The sequence below is a fragment of the Hoeflea sp. YIM 152468 genome (genome assembly GCF_029210485.1).
GTDB lineage: Bacteria > Pseudomonadota > Alphaproteobacteria > Rhizobiales > Rhizobiaceae > Hoeflea.
In genome coordinates, this window is sequence record NZ_JARGET010000005.1 from 363,139 (window position 1) to 384,964 (window position 21,826).

The 21,826-nt window shown below is 61.9% G+C and carries 25 protein-coding genes; 7 read left to right on the forward strand and 18 right to left on the reverse strand.

Features of this window, described 5'->3' with window-relative positions; translation table 11 throughout:
- Positions 1–71 precede the first annotated feature (71 nt).
- Positions 72–1,238 (forward strand): DUF2336 domain-containing protein, encoded by a 1,167-nt coding sequence (locus PZ897_RS03795; protein ID WP_275750081.1) that lies wholly within the window; start codon positions 72–74, stop codon positions 1,236–1,238.
- Positions 1,239–1,325: 87 nt separating this feature from the next.
- Here the strand turns inward: PZ897_RS03795 and PZ897_RS03800 are convergent, their stop codons facing one another.
- The 3 genes from PZ897_RS03800 to PZ897_RS03810 are packed head-to-tail and all read right to left on the reverse strand — an operon-like array spanning position 1,326 to position 4,469.
- The gene (locus PZ897_RS03800) at positions 1,326–1,667 is read right to left on the reverse strand and encodes a DUF1491 family protein (RefSeq protein ID WP_275750083.1); all 342 of its coding nucleotides are present in this window, start codon (positions 1,665–1,667) and stop codon (positions 1,326–1,328) included.
- Positions 1,664–2,602: a peptidoglycan-binding domain-containing protein gene (locus PZ897_RS03805; RefSeq protein ID WP_275750085.1), complete on the reverse strand. Its 939-nt coding sequence runs from the start codon at positions 2,600–2,602 to the stop codon at positions 1,664–1,666. Before PZ897_RS03805 ends, PZ897_RS03800 begins: the two co-directional genes overlap by 4 nt.
- Positions 2,577–4,469, reverse strand: coding sequence for a HAMP domain-containing sensor histidine kinase (locus PZ897_RS03810; RefSeq protein WP_275750087.1), 1,893 nt, complete (start codon positions 4,467–4,469; stop codon positions 2,577–2,579). Before PZ897_RS03810 ends, PZ897_RS03805 begins: the two co-directional genes overlap by 26 nt.
- A 102-nt stretch (positions 4,470–4,571) precedes the next feature.
- Between PZ897_RS03810 and PZ897_RS03815 the strand changes: the two genes are divergently transcribed.
- From PZ897_RS03815 to PZ897_RS03825, 3 genes are all read left to right on the forward strand, one after another.
- Complete coding sequence (locus PZ897_RS03815; RefSeq protein WP_275750089.1) at positions 4,572–4,901, forward strand: hypothetical protein; 330 nt, start codon at positions 4,572–4,574, stop codon at positions 4,899–4,901.
- Between the two features lie 14 nt (positions 4,902–4,915).
- Positions 4,916–5,239: a DUF5330 domain-containing protein gene (locus PZ897_RS03820; RefSeq protein WP_275750091.1), complete on the forward strand. Its 324-nt coding sequence runs from the start codon at positions 4,916–4,918 to the stop codon at positions 5,237–5,239.
- A 265-nt stretch (positions 5,240–5,504) separates the two neighbouring features.
- Positions 5,505–5,933 carry a SufE family protein gene (locus PZ897_RS03825; protein ID WP_275750093.1) on the forward strand — a complete coding sequence of 143 codons (429 nt, stop codon included), beginning with the start codon at positions 5,505–5,507 and terminating at the stop codon, positions 5,931–5,933.
- On the opposite strand, the gene PZ897_RS03830 is transcribed toward PZ897_RS03825, so the two are convergent.
- Positions 5,896–6,717 (reverse strand): DUF6456 domain-containing protein, encoded by an 822-nt coding sequence (locus PZ897_RS03830; protein WP_275750094.1) that lies wholly within the window; start codon positions 6,715–6,717, stop codon positions 5,896–5,898. The genes PZ897_RS03825 and PZ897_RS03830 overlap by 38 nt on opposite strands.
- Positions 6,704–7,309: a helix-turn-helix domain-containing protein gene (locus PZ897_RS03835; RefSeq protein ID WP_275750095.1), complete on the reverse strand. Its 606-nt coding sequence runs from the start codon at positions 7,307–7,309 to the stop codon at positions 6,704–6,706. Before PZ897_RS03835 ends, PZ897_RS03830 begins: the two co-directional genes overlap by 14 nt.
- Before the next feature lies 1 nt (position 7,310).
- On the opposite strand from PZ897_RS03835, the gene PZ897_RS03840 reads away from it, so the two are divergent.
- Positions 7,311–7,637 (forward strand): hypothetical protein, encoded by a 327-nt coding sequence (locus PZ897_RS03840; protein WP_275750098.1) that lies wholly within the window; start codon positions 7,311–7,313, stop codon positions 7,635–7,637.
- A 39-nt stretch (positions 7,638–7,676) separates the two neighbouring features.
- Here PZ897_RS03840 and PZ897_RS03845 read toward each other — a convergent pair whose 3' ends face one another.
- The 8 genes from PZ897_RS03845 to PZ897_RS03880 form a co-directional block, all read right to left on the reverse strand.
- The gene (locus tag PZ897_RS03845; protein WP_275750135.1) at positions 7,677–8,099 is read right to left on the reverse strand and encodes a MucR family transcriptional regulator; all 423 of its coding nucleotides are present in this window, start codon (positions 8,097–8,099) and stop codon (positions 7,677–7,679) included.
- A 256-nt stretch (positions 8,100–8,355) separates the two neighbouring features.
- A complete protein-coding gene (gene mnhG, locus PZ897_RS03850; protein WP_275750099.1) occupies positions 8,356–8,697 on the reverse strand; it encodes a monovalent cation/H(+) antiporter subunit G in 342 nt (113 codons plus the stop codon).
- Complete coding sequence (locus PZ897_RS03855; protein ID WP_275750101.1) at positions 8,690–9,115, reverse strand: cation:proton antiporter; 426 nt, start codon at positions 9,113–9,115, stop codon at positions 8,690–8,692. The genes mnhG and PZ897_RS03855 overlap by 8 nt, the downstream gene beginning before the upstream one ends.
- Positions 9,112–9,585 (reverse strand): Na+/H+ antiporter subunit E, encoded by a 474-nt coding sequence (locus PZ897_RS03860; protein ID WP_275750103.1) that lies wholly within the window; start codon positions 9,583–9,585, stop codon positions 9,112–9,114. The genes PZ897_RS03855 and PZ897_RS03860 overlap by 4 nt, the downstream gene beginning before the upstream one ends.
- Positions 9,582–11,150 carry a Na+/H+ antiporter subunit D gene (locus tag PZ897_RS03865; protein WP_275750105.1) on the reverse strand — a complete coding sequence of 523 codons (1,569 nt, stop codon included), beginning with the start codon at positions 11,148–11,150 and terminating at the stop codon, positions 9,582–9,584. Before PZ897_RS03865 ends, PZ897_RS03860 begins: the two co-directional genes overlap by 4 nt.
- Positions 11,151–11,162: 12 nt before the next feature.
- Positions 11,163–11,540 carry a Na+/H+ antiporter subunit C gene (locus PZ897_RS03870; RefSeq protein WP_275750107.1) on the reverse strand — a complete coding sequence of 126 codons (378 nt, stop codon included), beginning with the start codon at positions 11,538–11,540 and terminating at the stop codon, positions 11,163–11,165.
- Entirely contained in the window at positions 11,540–11,959 is a 420-nt protein-coding gene (locus tag PZ897_RS03875; RefSeq protein WP_275750108.1) for a Na(+)/H(+) antiporter subunit B, read from the reverse strand. Before PZ897_RS03875 ends, PZ897_RS03870 begins: the two co-directional genes overlap by 1 nt.
- Position 11,960: 1 nt before the next feature.
- The gene (locus PZ897_RS03880; RefSeq protein WP_275750110.1) at positions 11,961–14,345 is read right to left on the reverse strand and encodes a putative monovalent cation/H+ antiporter subunit A; all 2,385 of its coding nucleotides are present in this window, start codon (positions 14,343–14,345) and stop codon (positions 11,961–11,963) included.
- A 385-nt stretch (positions 14,346–14,730) separates the two neighbouring features.
- Here PZ897_RS03880 and PZ897_RS03885 point away from each other — a divergent pair, with 385 nt between their 5' ends.
- Positions 14,731–15,978: a PLP-dependent aminotransferase family protein gene (locus tag PZ897_RS03885; RefSeq protein WP_275750112.1), complete on the forward strand. Its 1,248-nt coding sequence runs from the start codon at positions 14,731–14,733 to the stop codon at positions 15,976–15,978.
- Here the strand turns inward: PZ897_RS03885 and PZ897_RS03890 are convergent.
- Entirely contained in the window at positions 15,975–16,856 is an 882-nt protein-coding gene (locus tag PZ897_RS03890) for a LysR substrate-binding domain-containing protein (RefSeq protein WP_275750114.1), read from the reverse strand. The genes PZ897_RS03885 and PZ897_RS03890 overlap by 4 nt on opposite strands.
- A gap of 108 nt (positions 16,857–16,964) precedes the next feature.
- Between PZ897_RS03890 and PZ897_RS03895 the strand changes: the two genes are divergently transcribed.
- Entirely contained in the window at positions 16,965–17,669 is a 705-nt protein-coding gene (locus PZ897_RS03895) for an SDR family oxidoreductase (protein ID WP_275750116.1), read from the forward strand.
- A gap of 21 nt (positions 17,670–17,690) precedes the next feature.
- Here the strand turns inward: PZ897_RS03895 and PZ897_RS03900 are convergent, their stop codons facing one another.
- The 4 genes from PZ897_RS03900 to PZ897_RS03915 form a co-directional block, all read right to left on the reverse strand.
- The gene (locus tag PZ897_RS03900; RefSeq protein ID WP_275750117.1) at positions 17,691–18,893 is read right to left on the reverse strand and encodes an acyltransferase family protein; all 1,203 of its coding nucleotides are present in this window, start codon (positions 18,891–18,893) and stop codon (positions 17,691–17,693) included.
- Positions 18,894–19,221: 328 nt separating this feature from the next.
- Positions 19,222–19,527: a hypothetical protein gene (locus tag PZ897_RS03905; RefSeq protein WP_275750119.1), complete on the reverse strand. Its 306-nt coding sequence runs from the start codon at positions 19,525–19,527 to the stop codon at positions 19,222–19,224.
- Positions 19,528–19,731: 204 nt separating this feature from the next.
- A complete protein-coding gene (gene ilvC / locus PZ897_RS03910) occupies positions 19,732–20,751 on the reverse strand; it encodes a ketol-acid reductoisomerase (protein WP_275750121.1) in 1,020 nt (339 codons plus the stop codon).
- A 76-nt stretch (positions 20,752–20,827) separates the two neighbouring features.
- Complete coding sequence (locus PZ897_RS03915) at positions 20,828–21,511, reverse strand: TetR/AcrR family transcriptional regulator C-terminal domain-containing protein (protein WP_275750136.1); 684 nt, start codon at positions 21,509–21,511, stop codon at positions 20,828–20,830.
- Between the last annotated feature and the right edge of the window lie 315 nt (positions 21,512–21,826).

Genomic DNA, 21,826 nt, shown 5'->3' on the forward strand with positions numbered 1-21,826 from the left:
GTTAACAGCTTGCTAACAGTTTGGGGATAAATTGAGGCAAGTGTCTCGTTGCGTCTGAGTAAGGTGTGCCCGTGTCCAACAATTTTCGTGATCTCGAACGTCCCGATGCCGCGCGCCGCAAGGATGCGGTGTTGATGGCTGCCATCAGCGGCCTGGAATGCCTCGACAAGCCGTCCAGACAGGATCTGGTGCGGTTTTCGCGGCTCTTCCTGCCGCTCTACATGGCTGCCAGCGCCGATACGCAACGCACCGCCTCGGCGACTTTGTCGCGGCTGTCGCGGGTGCCGGACGACGTCGCGGACATGCTGATCAATCAACCGATTGCCATCGCCGCTCCCTTCATCGTTCACTATCCGCTGCTCAGGGAAAGCGCCTTGATCCGTGCAGTCATGGCCAACGGCGCACCGCATGCACGGGCCGCCGCACGCCGTTCGGATTTGTCGCCGCAGGCGATTGCCGCCTTGCGCGATCTCAAGGATCCGTCCGTCGATGGGCTGCTGGTGCTGCGCGGGCTGATCCCGCAATCCGCACTGGACGCGGCTGAACAACCTGCGCCCGATCACGCCGTCGCAGAACGGCCAACCGTTGACGCGCCGCCGCTCGATCCGAGCGAGAAGCTGCGCAGCCAATTGCGGGCCATGGCATCGCGCAGCCCGGCGCCTGATTCTCCGCTCAGCCGTCCAACGGGCAGCGGCCACCAATCCGGTGCCGCCGATGCGCCCCAGCCCGCCCTGCCCGGCGTGAGTGCCGCAACGGACCCAGCCGGGCCTTCCAGCGCCGAACGCCGCGTTGCCGATGTGCGGCTGGCGCAACTGGCCCGCCATGCCAAGATCGATCAGGAATCCTGGTTTGCCACGGCGCTGGCCGATGCCATGGGAACCAGCTATGCGCTGGCCGAGCGGATCATGATGGATTTGTCCGGCAGGCAATTGGCCACAGCCCTGATCGGGCTCGGTGCCCCCGAAAGCACGATCAGATCCGCGCTGGAGAGTTTCTTTCCGCACCTTGCCAAGGCCTCAACCCGATACACGCGGGCCACGGACCTGATCGAGCAGCTTGACAGCGACAGTTGCAGCGCCCGTTTGAAGGTCTGGCAGCGCGCCGACCGATACACCAACAGCACACCAACGCATGTCCCGGCGCTCAGCGATGGCAAACCGGTCAGACAGGCCTCGGGTCAGCGCGCGGCGCCACAGGACATCCGCCGCAAACTGTCGCCGTCGCGCAAGACCGGCTGACCCGCAAGCCGGCCCCGAGAGTGATTTAGCACACTTGCTAAAATTGAATCATTTGCCCCAGACCGCCGGCCGTGCAGGGCAAGCGTCTCACTGCTCCGCGAAGGGGAGATAGGTTTCGGGACTGTCGGTTTCGATTTCCACCACCCAGATATCGGAATCAAACCGGGCTTCGCGGGCAAGGGCTGCAGAGATCTCGTGTTCGGCCGCGCGCGAAACCCGCATCTCGAACAGCCGGCCGGCAGGATGCTGTGTCTCAAACGCCGTTTGTGGCGCCGGTCCGGCCAGGCTCTCGCTGCCATCGCGATGGCGGATGCGGACAAAGATCGCACCCGCCTCTTCGGCACCGCGTTTCTCGATTGCCGCCATATGCCCTTCAGCAAACAGACGCCGGGTCAGCGCAGCAACGAAAATCCCGGCCTTGAGCCTCACAGCGCGCCGATCTCGACCAGCTTGTTGAGCACTGTCTCGTTGGGCTGACCCGTGACCGGCAGCCGGTAGTGCTTTTCAAACGCGCTGATCGCCGTGCGGGTTTGCGCTCCCGCCACGCCATCGATGGAGATGTCGGCATAGGCAATGTTGGAGAGGCCCGCCTGGATCTGCCGGACCAGCTCGCTCGGCCCCGCCTGCAGGTCTGACTCTGCCGGAACGGTGACCGGCTGCCCGGTGCGCGGGGCGCCCGCAGTGGCAGGTTCGGAATTGGAAATCATGCGGCTGACCACGTCGACCGGCGCAGGCTGGGATTTTGCCTCCATCATGATGGCAAGCAGCGCCGCTGTCGCCTCCCCGGTCTGGCTGTAGCCGTTGTCCTTTTCCCAATCGCGAATTGCCGCGGCGGATTTGGGGCCCATCAAACCGTCGATCTCACCCGAATACAGCCCATTGCGGGCAAGGATGGTCTGGATCTGGCTCAGCACCGGATCGGCGGCGGAGCCCGCTTGCGTGCTTTCCACGCCCCTCCCGGGAGCGGCGATGTCTGGCGAGGCCACGACCGGCGGGGTATTGGGAACCGGGATCGACGCAGTCGGCGTGTCGTCGCTGCGTTCGATCCGGTAGGTGGTCACCGACCGCGCCGGAACTCCATTGACGAACCGGGTTTCACCGGCTTCGGTTTCGGGCCTCAATGCGGCCAAAGGCGTTGCGGCAGAGGCAACCTCCCGGGTCTTGAGAATCGGCGCCGGATGGCGGCCTGGCTGATGCCACAGCGCATTGGCGGCGACAAAGCCGAAAATCACCGCAAAGGCCACGCTGCCACCGGCCAGCGAGGGATGTGCGGACACGGCCTGGCCGCACAGTCCCAGAAGGCGGCGGCCAATTCCGGCGTTTTCATCTTCGAACAAGTCAGGCGATACGCGCTGTCTCGGCATAGTCTTCATTCCTGATTTTTTCATCATGTCTGGCTGGAGATCCAGCCGCGATACCGTTCAAGCTCCTGGCAGGACGGGGCAAGACCGGCGGGAATGCCAGGGCTGGACCGGGGGTGGCCTGATCCAGGCCGCAATTGGCGCCCGATCCGTCAACCGGCAAATCGATGGTGACCACAGTGCCCGCCCCTTCGACGCTCTCGAGAATGAGGTTGCCACCGTGCAGAGCCACCAGGCCCTTGACCAGAGAAAGACCGAGGCCGGTGCCTTCATAGGAGCGGCCAAGTCCGTTTTGCACCTGAACGAATGGATCGGCGATTGTCGCCAGCTTGTCGGCGGGAATGCCGATACCGGTGTCGCTGACAACCAGCTTGAGCCGGTCATCGCTGATTGCCGCATCGACATTGACCACACCGCCAGCCTCGGTGAACTTGATGGCGTTGCCGACCAGATTGATCAGAATCTGCTGCACCGCGCCGCGGTCGGCGACAACTTCGCCGGTGCCGCGCGCCAGCCGACGGGTGAGCGTGACTCCGCGATTGGCGGCCTGCAGGCGCAGCATCGCATCACAGCTGTCGATCACCTCGCCAATCGGGAACGGCTCGACAAACACCTCATAGCGGCCGGCTTCGATCTTGGACATGTCGAGCATGGTGTTGACCAGTGTGAGCAGATGCTGGCCCGACTGGTGGATCAGGCCGACATATTCGCGCTGGCGCTCATCGGAAAAGGTGCCGAACATCTCGCACGCCAAAATATCGGAGAAACCGATGATGGCGTTGAGCGGCGTGCGCAGTTCGTGACTGACCGCGGCGAGAAACCGGGTCTTGTCGGCGTTGGCGGTTTCAGCTTCTTCAGCCGCCGCATTGGCATCGGTCTGACTGGCAACATTGCGGGAGACGTCGCGGGTCTGCGCCAAGATGCCGAGCAACCCGCCATCCGCGCCCCGCTCCGCCGACAGAAAAACCACGGCATGGACAAACTGCGACGCCTGGCCGATGCAGTCAAACCGCAGCTCGACCTGGGCGCGCTCTGCACCGCGGCGAAGGCTGTCGACGGCATCGAGAAAGGCGATCCGGTCGGCGACATGAATGTGGCGGACAAAGCCCTTACCGGAGAGATCGCCGATACTGCGCATGAACTCGCCCTGATCAGCACCGGCGACACGGACCACATCGCCATGGGCGGTGTGCAACGTCACCAGTCCGGGCAACCGCTCAAGCACATCTCCGGCCTGCAGATCAGCCGTCTCGCCGGGATCGGACCCCATTGTTGGCCCGGTCGCGTCGGACTTGAGGCAGAATGCCATTCCGCGTATCACCGCATAGAGCGCCAGGCCGATGGCCGTCGCTGACTGCGCGCCGTCGGGGACAGAGGCAGGAGCGGCGATTGCCTGCCAGACCGCCAGGCCCAGGATGGCGGCAGCCGCAGCAGCCAGCCCGAACAACAGGCCCGAGGGTCGTTTGGACTGAATGGCCGATTCCAGCGGCAGCAAGGCCAGCAGAACAAGCAATGGGGAAGCCAGCCCACCACTCAAGCCAGCCAGTCCGGCAAGCGCGATGCTCACCGCGGCAAGGGCTGCGCGACCGGTCAGGCGCGTCGAGCCGGTGGCTGAAAGGACCCCTGCGACGGAAATGGGTATGGCTGTGGCGGCAAGCGCACCGGCGACGGCATGCGGCCAGGCAAAGAGCATCAGCAGGACCGGGGCCGTGAGAACCGGGGCAATAACGGCGCTGGACAGACAGGCTGTCATGGCGCCGAGCCGGCTTTCGTAAGCCGCGGTACCCTGACCGAGAGTCCCCAGCCAGGACTCGGCGGTGTGCCGTCCAGCCAGTTGCATTTTTGCGATGAGGTCGTCCAAATTTGTCACTGCCGAATCCGTACACGCCGCAGTTGCTGTTTTGTTGGCCGACTGTCGCATCGCCGACTTAAGGAAAGGATAAGCCAGAGCGCCCGCAAACCGCAAAACCGGATGAATGTGGAGACGATGGTGCACCACAGGCCGGCTTCGGCTAACATGGTTAATGGTTGCTTTCCGACGCCGCCGGCCCGTTGCCTGCAGCCGGGGAAAGCGGCCAGTGCGATGTCGCCGCCTCTGCCGGACCTGATTGCGGCCTGGATCACCCGGACCGGTTCCGGTTTTCGTTGTTTCCGGTTCTCTGAAACGGAGTTCACTAAAATTTTCGACAAATTTGTCTCAAAACATGACGCCTGCTTCAAATCCGCCTTGAAATATTTGCGTCATGCTCCCGGTCAAGTTCGGGAAAATCCGGGCATTTCCGCCCAAGTCTGGCGGTCATAAGGAAGGGCTATTCAATGTGGTTTCTGATCAAGGGAAGTTTTTGGTTTTCGCTGGTGCTGATTGCCTTGCCATTTCTTGACACCTCCTCGCAGGAGGCGCTGGAGCAAGCGCCGCCGCTGGAGGTCGGGCAGAGCATGGCGGCCGCCATGGAAGCGCTGGGCGACATCCGGCAAATCTGTGTCCGCAAACCCGAAATCTGCGAAACCGGAAGCGAGACCTTTGCAGCGCTGGGCGTGCGCGCCAGGGAAGGCGCCCGCATTGCCTACCGGTTTCTCGACAACAGATTTTCCGAGGAAGAGGCCGCTCTGACCACCGGATCGCTGCCTCAGGTGAACTGACTCGCCTGATCGGGGAAGCCATCTGCCTGGTGCATGATGCTTGTCACTGCCAACTCAAGTCGCGTCTGACGCGCCGCCGCCGGGGACCAGCCCTTCCTCCCGGCGGCGCTTTCTTGCCTCCGGGCGCCGGGGACCAGCCCTTCCTGACGGCGGCGCTTTCTTGCCTCGCGGTCCAAATAACTGGAGCGCGGGACAAATTGTGCCGGGACGGGGTGCATAATTGCCCAAATCCACCTATATGACTGGCAAAAGACAGGAAGCCATCATGTCCGCGTTGCAAACCATTATCGACGACTTTGAATACATGGACGACTGGGAGGACCGCTACCGCTATCTCATCGAGATCGGCAAGGCGCTGCCCGAGATGCCGGAATGCGATCAAGTCGACGCCAACAAGGTGAAGGGCTGCGCCAGCCAGGTCTGGCTGGTCGCTGGCACCAAGCCCGGCGATCCCGGCGATCCGGTGATGATCTATCGCGGCGATTCCGATGCCCATATCGTGCGCGGGCTGGTCGCCATTGTGCTGGCGGCGACCTCGGGCGAAAAGGCCTCCAGCGTGGAAAATCTGGATGAGGCGGCGCTGCTCTCCCGGCTCGGGCTGGGCGAGCATCTGAGCCCGCAACGGGCCAATGGCCTGCGCTCGATGGTACTGCGCATCAAGGCTCACGCAGCGGCGGCGCGCGCGGCGGCCTGAGCGGGCGTCTTGGCGCGGCATAATGTCTGGCCAGCGCCGCCAGGGCAGTGCGCAACATCAGCTTGGCGGAGCGGGCCGGCCAATGGCGCTCACGCTCGACCTCGCTCAGCCGTTTGAGAAAACAGCAGATATCGATGAGAACGCCCGACAGTTCCGGCCCGACCTCGCTCAGGGCGGCATTCACCCGCGTCCGTGCCGCCAGCGCCGCCTCCCCCACATCCACCGCACCGCCCGCCGCGCCCGGTTGCCGGCCAAATAGCACCGGCTCCCAGCGCTGCCCCAGTGACGGCTGCATCTGACCGCGGGTGAAATCGCGCCGCAAGCGTTCGCCGGCTTCAACCTGCGACGGCTCCAGAAACGCCGCCCCGTCCCTGCCCTTGATCCGTGCCAGGACCGCCAGCGGCGATTCGGCATCATTTATCTTAAGGTGCCCATGGTCCGGATCGGTGCGGCGGCTCAGCGCCCGGTGCTGATCCTGAAACGCGCTGTCCGGATCGGCCAGCCAGCGTCTGACCGCACACCTCCCCTCCGGCGTCAGCCGGTAAACCGGCGTGGTCTGCCCCTGCGGATCGACCGACTGTCCGGCTTCGAGCAAACCGCGCGCCTGGGCGGCGTGCAATAGCAGCACCTCGACTTTGCGCCGCGCGCCGTCGTCGCGTCGCAGGTCATGCTGACCGGCGGCCTGATCCGCGCCAACGCGCACTGCCCGGGCGGGGCCGCGGGCCAGGAAGCCGAGCAGAGCCGCCATGACCTTGCGCGCCTGGCGCGGTTCAGACGTCGGCATGATCTGCTCCCAACGGCGCAAAAACGGCGATGATGCAGCGCTCGCAGCGCTCGACAAACCGGTCGTAACCGGGGTCGTCGCGTCGATCCTCGATCACCGAGCAGGCATGGGAGACGGTGCTGCGGTCGCGATCAAAAGCCCTGGCAATGGTCTGGTAGGGCACCGACAACACCACATGGCTGAGATACATGGCGATCTGACGCATGTGACAATGCGGCCTGCGCCGGGCGGTGCCGTCGGGCAGATCCCGATCACAGGCTGCTGTGAACAGCTCCCGGACCAGCCGCCAGACGACGCGGCAACGGTGCAGATTGACGCAATTGCTGCAATGGCCGGGGGCCGTCCTGTTCACCCCACTGCGCTGAGCCGGGATGCCGGCCGACAAAGCCGTGCAGCCTGCCAGCCTGACCGATCGGCGCGGACATGGGCATGGCGAAGCCGGCGCTGCGAGCATGGCCGCGCCCGAGCTCTGCCTGGCTGCTGCCGGCTCCGGGCAAACCGCCCAGTCGCCACCCGGCTTGATGGCCGCTGCCGACCCCAGAGGGCCAGCTTGCGGGATTGTCGTGATAAACTGGGCGTGATGAGATGTCATCGTGAAAATCTCCTCTTATAGGAATATTTTCACATATGCCAAGCTTGTGGACGTGCATCCAGATACTCGTCGCACCCTTACGTTGTTTTTAGCCGATTTTTCCGCATTCGGGCAGATAATTCGAGGATTATTTTCCTCATTTTTCGTTCCTTTGCTCCCCGGATCGACTTCCCCATCTCCCCCGCCCGGTGTGGTGCTTCAAACCGCTCCAAAATCGGACTGGACACAAATGGCGGCGCCCAACAGCAAAAAACCGCGGCTTCTAACCACGGCTTTTGGGCAGTGCGGGGATTCAGGACCGGTCGCTGCTTTTGCGGATCAGGGTTGACGACCGAACCGCCTGGGCCAGCCTGGCCCGGTCCTATGCTTACTTGCTGCGCTTGCGCTTCTGGCCGAGGCCCATTTCCTTGGCCAGACGCGACCGCGCCTCGGCATAGGACGGCGCCACCATCGGGTAGTCGGCAGGCAGTTCCCATTTTTCACGATACTGCTCAGGCGTCAGACCGTGATGGGTCATGAGATGGCGCTTGAGTGACTTGAACTTCTGACCGTCTTCAAGACAGATCAGGTAATCATTCTGGATCGACCGACGAACCGAAACAGCCGGCTTGGGCTTTTCGATGACTTCTTCCACCGGCAAGGTCGTGCCGCCAAGCGCTGTGTGCACCTGGGAAATAACACCGGGAAGGTCATTCGCCGCAACCGAATTGTTGCTCACATACGCAGCGACGATTTCCGCAGTCAACTCCATGAGCAGTTCTGCGCCATTGTCCTTGTTTGCTTCAATCATCATCTGCTCCTAACTGTTGCAACTAGCAAGCCGTCTGGCTCTTGAAATAAAACGGTCACAAATGACGTACAATATGCACGATGAGCCGCTCACCGGGACTTACAGTGTTTTATACCTTTAACAAGTACTAGTTCTAATAGAAAAAAACACATATTCGTCATTTTTTACACAAAGTGATTTCAATTTGTAATTTGAGCGCGCATCAGTGTGGCGCCAAATTTTTTAGTTGTAATGATTAATCTCTTAATTAGCTAATTCACTGCTTGTCATCACTTGGCGCCATATCATCCATTACCGAGGACGAATGCAACCGGTAACCAACCGAATAGGCAGCCTTTGCCAGAAGATGCGCGGAAACCGGTGTTGTCAGCAGGAAAAACACGACTCCGGCAAGGGCGCGCGACATGGTGCCGACATCGGGCGCATTGATCGCCAGCGCCACCAACATCAGGCAAGATCCCATCGTCCCGGCCTTGGAAGCCGCATGCATGCGCGTATACAAATCGGGCAACCGCAGCAGACCAATCGCTGCCACCAAAGCAAAAAGCGCGCCAATCAACAGCAACGCCGCAGATATCAGTGTTGCAATATCACTCATGACTGCCCTTTCCCACCTTGCTCCCCGCGACAGATTGTCCGCCGGCGCCGCTGATGGTTTCAATGCTCGATTTGGTCTTGCCTTCGCGACGCGCCTTGGCGGCTGCGTCGCGCGCTTCGGTCCGGATGTCGTCCTCGGTCTTGCCGCGCGACAGCACAAAGCGCGCAAACGCCACCGTGGCCAGAAACCCGACCAGGCCAAGGGCAATGGCAACATCGACATACAGCGTATAGCCGGTCTTGATGCCGAACACCGCAATGTAGCCGATGGCGATCGCAACCAGCATGTCGAGGCCGAGAATACGATCCGGCAAGGTCGGCCCTTTGACGATCCGGTAGATGGTGACCAGAAACGACAGACTCAATATTGCCAAGGCAAGAGTAACCGACGCTTCAAAAATTGCAGCAACGCTGATCATCGGAACGCCTCCATGATTTTGCGCTCGAACCCTTCGGCGATGTCGCGCCGTGTGGCGTCCGGATCGGAAGCGTCCAGGGCGTGGACATAGAGGGTCCGGCGGTCCTCCGACACATCGACTGACAAGGTTCCCGGCGTCAGCGTGATCAGGCTGGCAAGAATGGTAATCTCGAAATCACGGTCGACCTTGAGCGGATAGGCAAAAATACCGGGCTTGAGCTCCATGCGCGGCGACATCACCAGGACCGCCACCTTCCAGGCCGACAGCACCAGCTCGTAGGTAAACAGAAGCAGCAACGAGATCACCCGGCGGGCCCGCGAGAAATAGCCGACCGAACCGACCTGTTCGCGGATCAGCGACAGCGCAAAGATGGCCAGCACGAATCCAAACGCGAAATTGAGAAATGTGAACGACCCGGTGACCGCCGCCCAGGCCAGCGCCAGCAGAACATTGACCAGAAACAGGCTCATGGCTGCACCTCCGCGGGAAACACCGACAGCACATAGGCCGACGGATCAATCAGACCGCGGGCGGCTTCCTGCGACAGCGCCATCAGCGGTTCCGGCCAGACGCCAGCGGCAATCGTGAGCGCCACCAGTCCGGCAAGGGCGGCGGTGGCGCCCAGCGGCAGCGGGCTCGCACCGGCATCGCCGGACCGGTCGGGCGGGGCGGGACGCCAATAGGCCAGGATCCAGATCCGGCCGACACTGATGGTGGTGAGCAGACCGGTCACGAGGATTGCGCCGGCCAGCCACCAGGCGCCGATATCAAGCGAGGCCTTGACCAGCATGATCTTGGGCCACAGGCCTGACATCGGCGGCAGACCGGCAACCGAAAAGAACAATACCAGCGTCAGGCCTGCAAGCAGGCCATGCCTGGTGTAAAGCCCGCCGGACGACGTCAACTCGAAACTGCCGCCAAGCCGCGCGGCAATACCGACGGCAAAATAGAGTGCCGTCATCACCACCATCGAATGGGCGGCGTAGAGGATGGCGCCGGAAAGACCCGCCGGACTGCCAAGCGCCAGTCCAGCCATCATCACGCCGATGCCGGAGATCACCAGAAACCCGAGCGCGCGGCGAATGTCGTTCTGCGCCAGCGCACCGATCACCCCAAGCACCATGGTCAAGACCGCAGCGATGGCGATCAGAAACGACAATTCCTCGCGCTCGAACGGAAACAGCATGCCCAGTATCCGCAGCAGCGCATAGATGCCGACCTTGGTCAGCAGGCCGGCAAACAGCGCCGAGACCACAAGACGCGGCGTGTGATAGGAGGCGGGCAGCCAGAAATTGACCGGGAACGCGGCCGCCTTCATCGAAAAGGCCAGCAGGTAGAGCGTCACCAGGGTCATCAGCGGCGCAGTGCCGCGCAATTCGGACGCCTTCACCGCGATATCGGCCATGTTGAGCGTGCCGAACAGGCCGTAGAGATAGCCCGTCGTCGCCAGGAACAACGTGGTGGCGATCAGGTTGAGAAAGGCATACTTGACCGCGCCGTCGAGTTGCTTGCGGCCGGACCCCAGAACCAGCAGCCCGAAGGAGGCGATCAGCAGCACTTCGAACCAGACATACAGGTTGAAGATGTCGCCGGTCAGGAAGGCGCCGAGAATGCCGGCCATGATCAGCAGCAGAAAGGGATAGAAGCCGTAGCGGCGACCGCTGTCATCGACATCGCTGCGGCCATAGATCCCCGCCGCAAGGGCGACCAGCGACGAGGTGGCGGCGAAGAACGCGCCAAGAAGGTCAGCGGTAAACGAGATGCCGAAGGGGGGCAGCCAGCGGCCCATGGTCATGGTCTGGGTGCCGTTTGCTGCCACATGCCAGACCAGGCCCAGGGTCATCAGCACAAGCACAACAAGCGCCGGGATGGCAATCAGCGGCTGCACATCGGTGCGCTTGCGCAGCATCAACAGAAGCGCGCCAATCAGGATGCACCAGGCAACCGGGCCAACGATCAGCCAGTCGGCCGCGGCCAGCGGCTCGAGTGCATAGACGGTGGACAAGTCCTGGAGACCTTCACTTTTTCCAGCCATTGCCGGTCTCCCTCAGTAGCCGGTTGGCGGCGATTGCTCGCCCAGCGGTTCGGCAACACGCATTTCGTCGGATCTGTCGGTTTTCAGTTCCTGAAAGGCGCGATAGCCCAGCACCAGCAGAAAGGCGAAGAATGAAAATGAAATCACGATGGCCGTCAGGATCAAAGCCTGCGGCAGCGGATTGGCAGCAGCGTCGCTCAAGCTGTCGGAATCCGCCAGAATGATCGGCGGCACTTCGCGGGTCACGCGGCCGGCAGTGAAGATCAGCAGGTTGACGGCGTTGCCCAGAATTGATGCCCCCATCAGGATACGGATGACATGCTTGGACAAAAACAGATAGATGGCGACGGTGAACAGCGCGCCCACCAGAATGGCGAAGAGGGGCTCCATCAGTCGCGGTCCCTTTCCTCAAGCGCCAGGGCGATCGAGCTGATGGCGCCGACAACCACCAGATAGACCCCGACATCAAAGATCAGCACGCTCGACAGCGCCAGTTCCACCCCGAACAGATGCGGATAGATCCACAGCCCCGACAGATAGGGGACTCCGGCGAAAATTGACAGAACGCCCGCAGCCGCCGCCATGAACAGTCCAAAGGCGGAAATCGCCATCGGATGAAAATAGATCGCACGCCGCACCGGGGCGACACCGCAGGCTATGCCGTAAATCGCCAGCGCGGAGGCGGCGATCAACCCGCCGATGAAGCCGCCGCCGGGCTCGTCGTGGCCGCGCAACAGCACAAAGATGGAAAACAGCACCATCAGACTTGTGAGATAGGGCGCAATCGAGCGGAATATCACCGTGCGCATGTTAGCGAACCTCCGCTTTGTGATCGGTCACGTCAGTAAGGTCGGGATCATTGTCGGCAACGGCAACGCGCGGCGTGCGGATGCGGATCAACGACAGGATGGCGAGACCTGTGATCATGACAACAGCAATTTCACCCAGTGTGTCTGTGCCGCGGAAATCGACAATGATGACATTGACGACATTGCTGCCATGGGCAACGAGTTTCGAATAGGCGGCGAAAAAATCACTGAGCGCGGTGTTGAACGGCTGCTGGGTCACTGCCAGCAGATAGAGCATGAAGCCGCCACCGCAGGCGACGGCCACGCTCATGTCGAAGGCCTTCTGCAGCGTCGGGCGGTGATCCGACGCGGTCAGCCGCAGCCGGGTCATGACCAGCGCCAGAATCACCACCGCCAGGGTTTCGACCATGAACTGGGTAAACGACAGGTCCGGCGCGCCAAACAGCATGAAGATCAACGCCACGGCAAAGCCCTGAATGCCGAGGGAGACGATGGCGGTCAGCCGGTCGCGGGCATAGATGACCGCAAGCAGCCCGATGATGACCATGGAGAAGACCACCAGTTCGTGGAACTGCACATCGGCGGGCCAGGCCGGCATCGACGGCCATTCGCCATACCAGGCCATCGGCGCGATCAAGGCGGCCGCGATCATCAGGAAGGTCACGGTCATGTAGATCTCGAGCCGGCCGGGCTGGACAAACCGGGTGACGGCAACCGAGAGGCGCACCAGACCGGCGATCAGTTGATCGAAGCCGTGATCCGGGCCCCAGCCGATGGCCGCCAGCAGCGAGATCATGCCGGCACGCAGACGGTCGAGCATGCGGTAGGCGATGATGCCGAAGCCGATGGTGACCAGCGACAGCATCAGTGGCGCACCGATATGCGGAATCAGCGAGATCGACACGGTTTCCGCGCCGCCGGCCACGGCACTTGCCATCGGCGAGGAGATGAAGCGGTGGGTGATCGGCGAGAGCAGCGCCATGACAAGTGCCGCAACGCCAAGCGTCAGCGGCCCGAGCCACAGCAGGACCGGCCCCTCATGGGCGGCCTTGGGAGTTTTGACCGCTGGTCCGAAAAACGGCTTGATGGCGACGGCAAAGCCGATGACGAACATCAGCCCGTTGCCAACAACGGCAACGGCGACAAAGGCCAGCGACCACGGATCGACGGCCCACAGCGCATAGTAGATTTCTTCCTTGGCAAGGAAGCCGATGAAGGGCGGCAGCCCGGCCATCGAGATCGCCGCAGCCATGGCGGCAACAAAGGTGATCGGCATGGCCTTGCGCAGTCCGCCGAGCCTGGTCACGTCGCGGGTTCCCGCTTCATGGTCGATCAGGCCGGCAACCATGAACAGCCCGCCCTTAAACAGCGAATGCGCCACCAGATAAAGCACCGCTGCGGCGATGGCGTGCTCGCTGCCAAAGCCGGTCAGCATCACCAGCAGACCCAGCGACGACACCGTGGTGTAGGCCAGCATCAGCTTGAGATCGGTCTGACGGATGGCGAGAAGCGTGCCGACAATCAGCGTGGTTCCACCAAACAGCGGCAGGATGGTTTCCCACCAGAGCGTCTCGCCAAGCACCGGATTGAGCCGCATCAACAGATAGACGCCGGCTTTGACCATGGTGGCCGAATGCAGATAGGCCGAGACCGGCGTCGGCGCCTCCATGGCGTTGGGCAGCCAGAAATGCAGCGGAAACTGGGCCGATTTGGAAAATGCGCCGCCGAGCACGAGCAGCAAAGCCAGCAGATAGAACGGGCTTTCGCGCAGCTCGTCGCCGTAATTGAGCAGCAGCGAAATCTGACTGACGCCGGTGATGTTCCAGATCACCAGAAGACCGGCGAGCAACGCCAGGCCGCCGGCGCCGGTCACCACCAGCGCCTGAAGTGCCGCGCGGCGCGAGGCCTCGCGCGAATGATCAAAGCCGATCAACAGAAACGAGGTGATCGAGGTCAGTTCCCAATAGACAAACAGCATCAGGAAGCTGTCTGAAATGACGACGCCAAGCATGGCGCCCATGAACAACAGCATGAAGGAGAGGAACCGGCCCAACTGGTCGTGGCCCTTCAGGTAACCGCCCGAATACAGCATGATCAGTGCGCCGATGCCCGAGATCAGCAACACGAAGGTCAGCGACAGGCCGTCAATCAGCCAGGAAAAACTCACATTGTAGGACGGCACCCATTTGAAGCCGCCGGTGACAATGCCACCGGTTGCGATCTCGGAAGAAAATCCGAGGAAATGAAGGAAGATCGCCACTGGCGCCAAGGCAAGAAGCCAGGCCGCGTTGTGACCAAGACGCCGAGTCAGCCATGGGGCGATGATTGCCGCCAGAAATGGCAGCATCAAGACAATAAAAGTCGCGCCTGGCGCGGATGCACTCATCAACAATTCCCCAGTGACGTCTGTCAGATAGCCGTTTACCACGGTTTTGCACCCGTCACTTAGCCACCACAGCGGCCAAGGACAAGCCAACCCTGTTGATAATTCGCGGAAAAACTTCAGTTCATTTCGTCGCAGCAACCGGCTGTCGATTCGATATCGTTGCTCGGCGGTCCGGACCCGCGGCGCCCACTCACGATTCGCCACCCCCATCAGGCCCCATCAGGCCGCCCTGATGAGGGTACATGGCCACTTCGGAACCAGCGGCCGTCGCCTGAATATTAGGTCAGCATTATTGACATAAATGGCGTTCACCATCATGCTTGTGGCAGAGCTATGCAAGCGCATTTTGTGCCCGGACGACCCTGGCACAGCGGGAGGACCGGGCATGAGCACACTGTCGACAGCCATTGCCGCAACAGACAACGGCCTCGACTGGCCGCATCTTTTCGCCACGCGGGCCGAGCGGATGAAGGCGTCGGAGATTCGCGAACTCCTGAAGCTGCTCGACCAGCCAGACGTGATCTCGTTTGCCGGCGGCATCCCCGACCCGGCGCTGTTTCCGGCCGAAGCCTTTGGCGCGGCGCTGACATCGGCGCTGACCGGGGACGCGAAGGGTGCCGCGCTGCAATATTCGGTCAGCGAAGGCTACAAGCCGTTGCGCGACTGGCTGGTTGCCCGCATGACTTCGCTCGGGGTCGCCTGCACCACCGAGAACATCATGATCACGTCGGGCTCGCAGCAGGCGCTGGATTATCTCGGCAAGCTGTTCTTGTCGAAGGGCGACACGGCGCTGGTCGGTTGGCCAACCTATCTCGGCGCGCTGCAGGCGTTCAACGCCTACGAGCCGCATTACGACCGTCTGACACCCGTGGGCAACCGCTCGGCCAAGGACTATCGCGAGACCGCAAGCGCGAATGGCGGACAGGTCAAGTTCGCCTATGCCTCGGCCGATTTTGCCAACCCCACCGGCGAGACGCTGGCGCAGAGCGCACGCCACACCATTCTCGATCTGGCGGCAGAGCTCGGCATTCCGGTGATCGAGGATGCCGCCTATCAGTCGCTGCGCTATGACGGGGACGAGGTGCCTCCGCTGCTGGCGCTCGACATTGCCCGCAGCGGCTCGATCGAGACCAGCCGCACGATCTATTGCGGCAGCTTTTCCAAGACCCTGGCGCCGGGCCTGCGGGTCGGCTGGGTCTGCGCCGCCAAACCGGTGATCTCGAAACTGGTGCTGATCAAACAGGCCGCCGACCTGCATTCGGCGACGCTCAACCAGATGGCAATCCATCGGGTTGCCGCCGATGGATTCAACAATCAGGTCGAAAAGATCCGCAACGTTTACCAGGCACGTCGCGACGCGATGCTTGCCAGCCTCTCCCGCCACATGCCTGAGGGCGTGACATGGACAAGGCCCGATGGCGGCATGTTCGTCTGGGTCACCCTGCCCGCGCATTGCGACGGTGCCGCCTTGCTGGCCGAAAGCCTGAAAACCGAGCGCGTCGCCTTCGTTCCGGGCAAGGCGTTTTTCGCCGACGGCTCCGGCGCCAACACGCTGCGGCTGTCGTTTTCATGCGCCAACGAGGCGATGATCGAAGAGGGCATCAAGCGGCTGGGGCGGGTGATCGGAACTTAACCCCATCCCACCCCGAACTGCCCGCACAGCCACGTGGCCAGACGGTCACGGTCTTTTGCCGGGCGGCCGGGCCGCGCCAACCCAACTGCGTAAAAACCGGTTGCCGATTTCTCCTCATCCCGCCAGACCACCGTGAGCGCGCCACTTTCGATCTCCAGCGCAATCAGGGCTTCCGGCGCGATGGCGATGCCGCGGCCGGCCCGGGCGGCAGCGATGGCGAGGGCTGTCTGGTTGAAGCGGGAGACGCGCGGGGCGTGTCCAGCGCCGTCATCGGCGCCGAACCGGCGCTGCCAGTGGCGATGGGCATCCTCGAGCAGGCGGTGGGCGCGGAAATCCTCGAATTTTGCCGATGGCGGCGCGCTCTCCAGATAGGCGGGACTGGCGACGGCGACCAGATCGAGCGTTGTCAGCAGCACCGACTGGAGATCGGGCGCAAACGGCGGACTTGCCTGGCGGACCACCAGATCAACGCCATCAGCCTCCAGATCCGACAGTTTCTCCGATGCCAGTACCTGCAGGTCAATGTCTGGATGCAAAGCTTCGAACTCGCTGAGCCGCGGCATCAGCCACAGGCCGGCAAAGGACGGCGGCACGGAGAGCACGACGCTGTGGCTCGCCGGCACCAGCCGTGCCGTGGCCTGATCAATGCGGATGAGCGCCGCATGGATTTCGGCAAAATAGGCAGCCCCCGTTTCACTCAGTTCAAGGCCACGGGGTTTGCGGACAAACAGTTTCTGGCCAAGCGCGGTTTCAAGCTTGCGCACCTGCTGGGCGACCGCGCCCTGGGTCAGGTTGAGCTCACCGGCGGCGAGGCGGAAATTGAGATGGCGCGCGGCGCAGTCGAAGGCGCGCACGCCATTGAGATTGGGCAGACGCATGCCGCACTCCAATTGACAGTAGATTTTCTACAGTCTGGGTGAGAAAACATGATTGGTCAACCTGCGCGCGGACCGCTACCTCTCGGTCAGCATTACAAGGAGACTGACATGAGCGAACACAAGGTTGCATTGATCACCGCCGGCGGCAGCGGCATGGGTGCGGACGCGGCACGCAGGCTTGCGGCCGACGGTTTCAAACTCGCCATCCTGTCCTCGTCGGGCAAGGGCGAGGCGCTGGCCGAAGAACTCGGCGGGGTCGGCCACACCGGTTCCAATCTCGACACAGGCGCGCTGACCGCCCTCGTCGACAAGGCGTTAAAAGCCTGGGGCCGCGTGGATGTGCTGGTCAATTCCGCCGGCCATGGGCCCAAGGGCGATATCCTGACGATCTCTGATGAGGACTGGCACAAGGGCATGGACGTTTACCTGATGAACGTGATCCGCCCTGCCCGGCTGGTCACACCGCACATGGAGCGTCAGGGCGGCGGCGCCATCATCAACATCTCGACCTTCGCGGCGTTTGAACCCGACCCGTTGTTTCCGACCTCGGGCGTGTTCCGCGCCGGATTGGCAGCCTTCACCAAGCTTTACACCGACCGCTATGCGGCCAACAACATTCGCATGAACAATGTGCTGCCGGGCTTCATCGACAGCCTGCCGGAGACCGAAGACCGCAAGGCGCGGATTCCGATGGGCCGCTATGGCCATGCGCGCGAGGTCTCGTCGCTGATCTCCTATCTGGCCTCCGACGATGCCGCCTACATCACCGGCCAGAACCTGCGTATCGACGGCGGCTTGACCCGCTCCGTGTAACAGACAGGTTGAGGGCGGATTTTACCGGCCAGGTCTGGCCAGGCGTGCGGCCAGTGGCCGGCCTGGTGAGGCCGTCGGCCCGGTGCGGGCCGCCTTCGGCCTGACACCATTGAACATCAGCAGAAAAATCGCGTTTGTGCTCAGCGCCTGGTGGATGGCATAGGACATCAGCGCAGCCATTGGCGCAATGATGGCAAATTCGAGCACCGGCGGCAGGTCGACCATGAGGAACAGCGTCGCCAGCACATAGATAACCGGGTGGTGGACCAGGTAAATGGTGAAAGACGCATCGACCAGTTTGCGCACCCGCGCATCGGGCCGGCTGAAATGCTGCTGCGCCATGTTGGAGATGAAGCCGACGATCAGAGCCGCGCCAATGACGGCGGCGATGAGCTTGAGCGTGTGCGTCACCAGATCCGCATGGGCGGTTTGCGAAAACGTCACCAGCGCGATGCCGGCGACGAGGCTGCCCACGCCGGGCTTGAGCAGCAGATCGTGCAATCTGCTGCTTGCATAAACCAGCGCGCCGAAGCCGAAAAAGATCACGTAGAGATTGTAATTGATCACCGCGTTTCCGTAATAGGGGCTTGCCCCGACGATCACTGTCTGGGCCTGAGCGGCCAACTGGCAGATCGCGGCAAAGGCTGCCAGCGAGAGAACACGATTGTCGCCGACCCAATCAACGAGGCTTTCAAGACGGACACGCAAAGACACCCGGCCGCTCAACCAATCCAGCAGCGCAAGCGCCGCGCAATAGGCGATCAGCACCCACAGAAACCACAGATGCGAAATCCATGGCTCGCCAAAATGGCTCAGTTGCGCGGCGACGTGGGCGGGCACATCAGCCAGCACAATTTTGCCTTGCACGGCCAGAGCCAGCGACTGCACCGCGATCTGGAACGGCAGGATCAGCAGCGTCGCGCTGAGCAGCGGCAGGCCCAAACGCAGCAGCCGGCTCTTCAGCCACGGCCAGGCGCCCTGCCGGTCAAGCAGCATCATCGAGAACAAGCCGGCCAGAATGAAAAATCCCGGCATGCGGAATGTATGGATGAAATCGGCGAGCCCGGTCAGAAGCACGCTCTTGTCGGGCGAACTCACCGACCATTGATGGGAAAGCGAATAGATGACGGCGGCGTGAAACGGAATGCCCAGCCCGAGATAGAGCGCCCGGGAGAAATCCCAGTAATGCAGGCGTCGGCTGGTGGCGTCCGGTTGGGCGGACATGGCGTTCCTTCTACAAGCTCATGCCTGATAATCCCCGGCATTAGACACCCAAGCCCGTCAATATCGCCTTGACCTGACTATCGCAGTTTAATTCAAATGCATCTGATTGGCGTATCGTTTTGTTAACCAAACGAAGCCGTGGCCCTCAGACCCCGTCTGGCTTCTCGGCTGAAGCAGGGAAAGCCGGCTTGCCTGCAGGACTGCATGTCGCGTCCATGGGCGTGTTTTGAACCGGTCACACAGCCGCAGTGTTGCAACGAGAAACAGCCAGCCGGGGGAGGATCCGGCTGGCTGTCACTATCCAGTCAGGGTTGACTGCAGTCAGGTCTTAATTGCCTGCAGCGGCCTTGCAATGGCTGGCGACCATATCGGAAAACTTCAGCTTTGCTTCCTGGGCCTGGGTGCAGGCATCCTTCAGCTTGGCCTGCTGCTCAGGGGTAGCTGCAGTCCAGCGGGCCATGAAGTCGGCTTCGGTGCGGTCCTGACCCTGTTCGTCCATCATCATGTCGATCACTGCTGTATCGCCGCCGGCATAGGCGTCGAGTTCGGTGCGTGTATTGTTGGCATTGGTGTCGGCGAATGCGCCGGCCGTGAACATCAGTGTGACTGCGGTGGCTGCAAGAATCTTTTTCATTTTGATCTCCTCAAGTAAGGCGCGGGGGGCCTTGGGTTTCGGTTACGGCACACCAACGCCGCCCTTTGCTCTTGGTTCCAAAGAAAATCCCGGACACTGGAGATGAAGCTTGAGCACCGGACGCTCCCGATGCGGCAGACCCTGCCATGCAAAAAGGCCGGGATCGCTCCCGGCCTTCGCACTCATTCCAACTTGAATGATGGTTCAGTTCTTGTCCTTGTCGACCAGGGCATTGCCCTTGATCCACGGCATCATGCCGCGCAGCTTTTCGCCGACTTCCTCGATCTGGTGATGATCGTTCATGCGACGGATAGCCTTGAAGCGCGAGCCGCCGGCCCGGTATTCCTGCATCCATTCGCTGGTGAACTTGCCGGTCTGGATATCAGCCAGAACCCGCTTCATTTCCGTCTTGGTCTCGGACGTGATGATGCGCGGTCCGGAAACATACTCGCCCCATTCGGCGGTGTTGGAGATCGAGTAGTTCATGTTGGCGATGCCGCCCTCATAGATCAGGTCGACGATCAGCTTGACCTCGTGCAGGCACTCGAAATAGGCCATTTCCGGCGCGTAACCGGCTTCGACCAGGGTTTCGAAACCGGCACGGATCAGCTCGACCAGGCCGCCGCAAAGAACTGCCTGCTCGCCGAAAAGGTCGGTTTCGCATTCTTCGCGGAAATTGGTTTCGATGATACCGGAGCGGCCGCCGCCAACGCCACAGGCATAGCTGAGCGCCAGATCATGGGCGTTGCCCGAAGCATCCTGATTGACGGCGATCAGGCAGGGTACGCCGCCGCCCTTCTGGTATTCGCCCCGCACGGTGTGGCCGGGGCCCTTGGGCGCGATCATGACGACGTCGACCGAAGCCTTGGGCTCGATCAGACCGAAATGCACGTTGAGACCGTGGGCAAAGGCAATGGCGGCGCCGTCACGGATATTGGCAGCAATGTGGTCCTTGTAGATGTCAGCCTGCAGCTCGTCGGGTGCGGCCATCATCATCAGGTCGGCCCAGCCTGCAGCTTCCGCCACGCTCATGACCTTGAAACCGTCGGCTTCGGCCTTCTTTGCCGTGGCCGAGCCTTCGCGCAGGGCGACAGCGACATTGGTCGCGCCTGAATCCTTGAGGTTGAGCGCATGCGCCCGGCCCTGGGAGCCGTAACCGATGATGGCTACCTTTTTCGATTTGATCAGATTGAGATCGGCATCGCGATCATAATATACCCGCATGAGACACTCCCGTTGGTTTGTGTTTGTCGTTGTATGTTCGGCGCCGGAGACAGTCCGCCGCCCCTGTGGTGACATTCTACCCCTGCCCGTAAAGGCCGAGGAATTGCTGCGCCGCCCTGGCGGACATGGTTTCGATCTCGCGCGCGCCGGGGCGGTTGTCTTCGCCCAGCAGGGCGCGGATCTGTGTGTCGGCCACGGCCAGTCCGAAAAAAGCCCGAAACGCCTCGCCGACATCGTCAAAGGCAAGCAACCCCGCCGCCCTTCCCGCCAGGAACAACGGCTCAAGCCGCTGCTTCATTGCAATCGGGCCGTTGGTCAGGACGATCTCTCCAAGCCTGCTCTTGCCGGAGCCCGCATGACTGACGGCTGCGCGGTTGAGCGCAATCGACAGATCGCTGGTGATCACCGTCAGCCAGCTTGTCGCAAAGCCGGTGAGTGCGGCCTTGAGGCTGTCATGGGTGAGCTGCTTGTCGGGCAAGTCCGGAATCCGCACCTTGGAGGCTTGCCAGCGCACGGTGGCGGTGAGCAGGCCGTCGCGGTCGCCAAACCATTTGTACAGGGTTTCCTTCGAGCAACTCGCCGCACGGGCCACGGCAGCGACCGAAAACCGGTCGCCTTCGGCCACCATCAGCGTGAGCACGGCATTGAGCACTTCACGCTGACGCTCGGACAAGCCCTCGCCTGCTGTGCCGCCGGAGGCGGCATCAGCAGGCGCAGCGGTCTGCTTGGGAGCAGTGTCTGGGTGCAGCGACATGTTCATGACCGGCATGTACCGTACCGTACGGTACCCTGTCAAGCGAGTTAGTTAATGACGTGACAAGCACAATCAATGCAACCTATCATTGCGGACACCGTGCATGTGCGATATTATTCGAAATAGGCTTGAGAAAGTCTCTTCTGGAGTCAAACCCGGTCGATGATTGGACTGTTTCCTCCACCAATCGTTGGAGATTTTTTGGTGGGTAACCGCAACGGCGATAGAAGGCCACAAGCCTGTATTATTTGTTATCACGGATCGTGTCCCGCAGCGTGGTGTAGCTGACAGGGTGGTCACCAGTGTTTTCCGGTAGGGTCG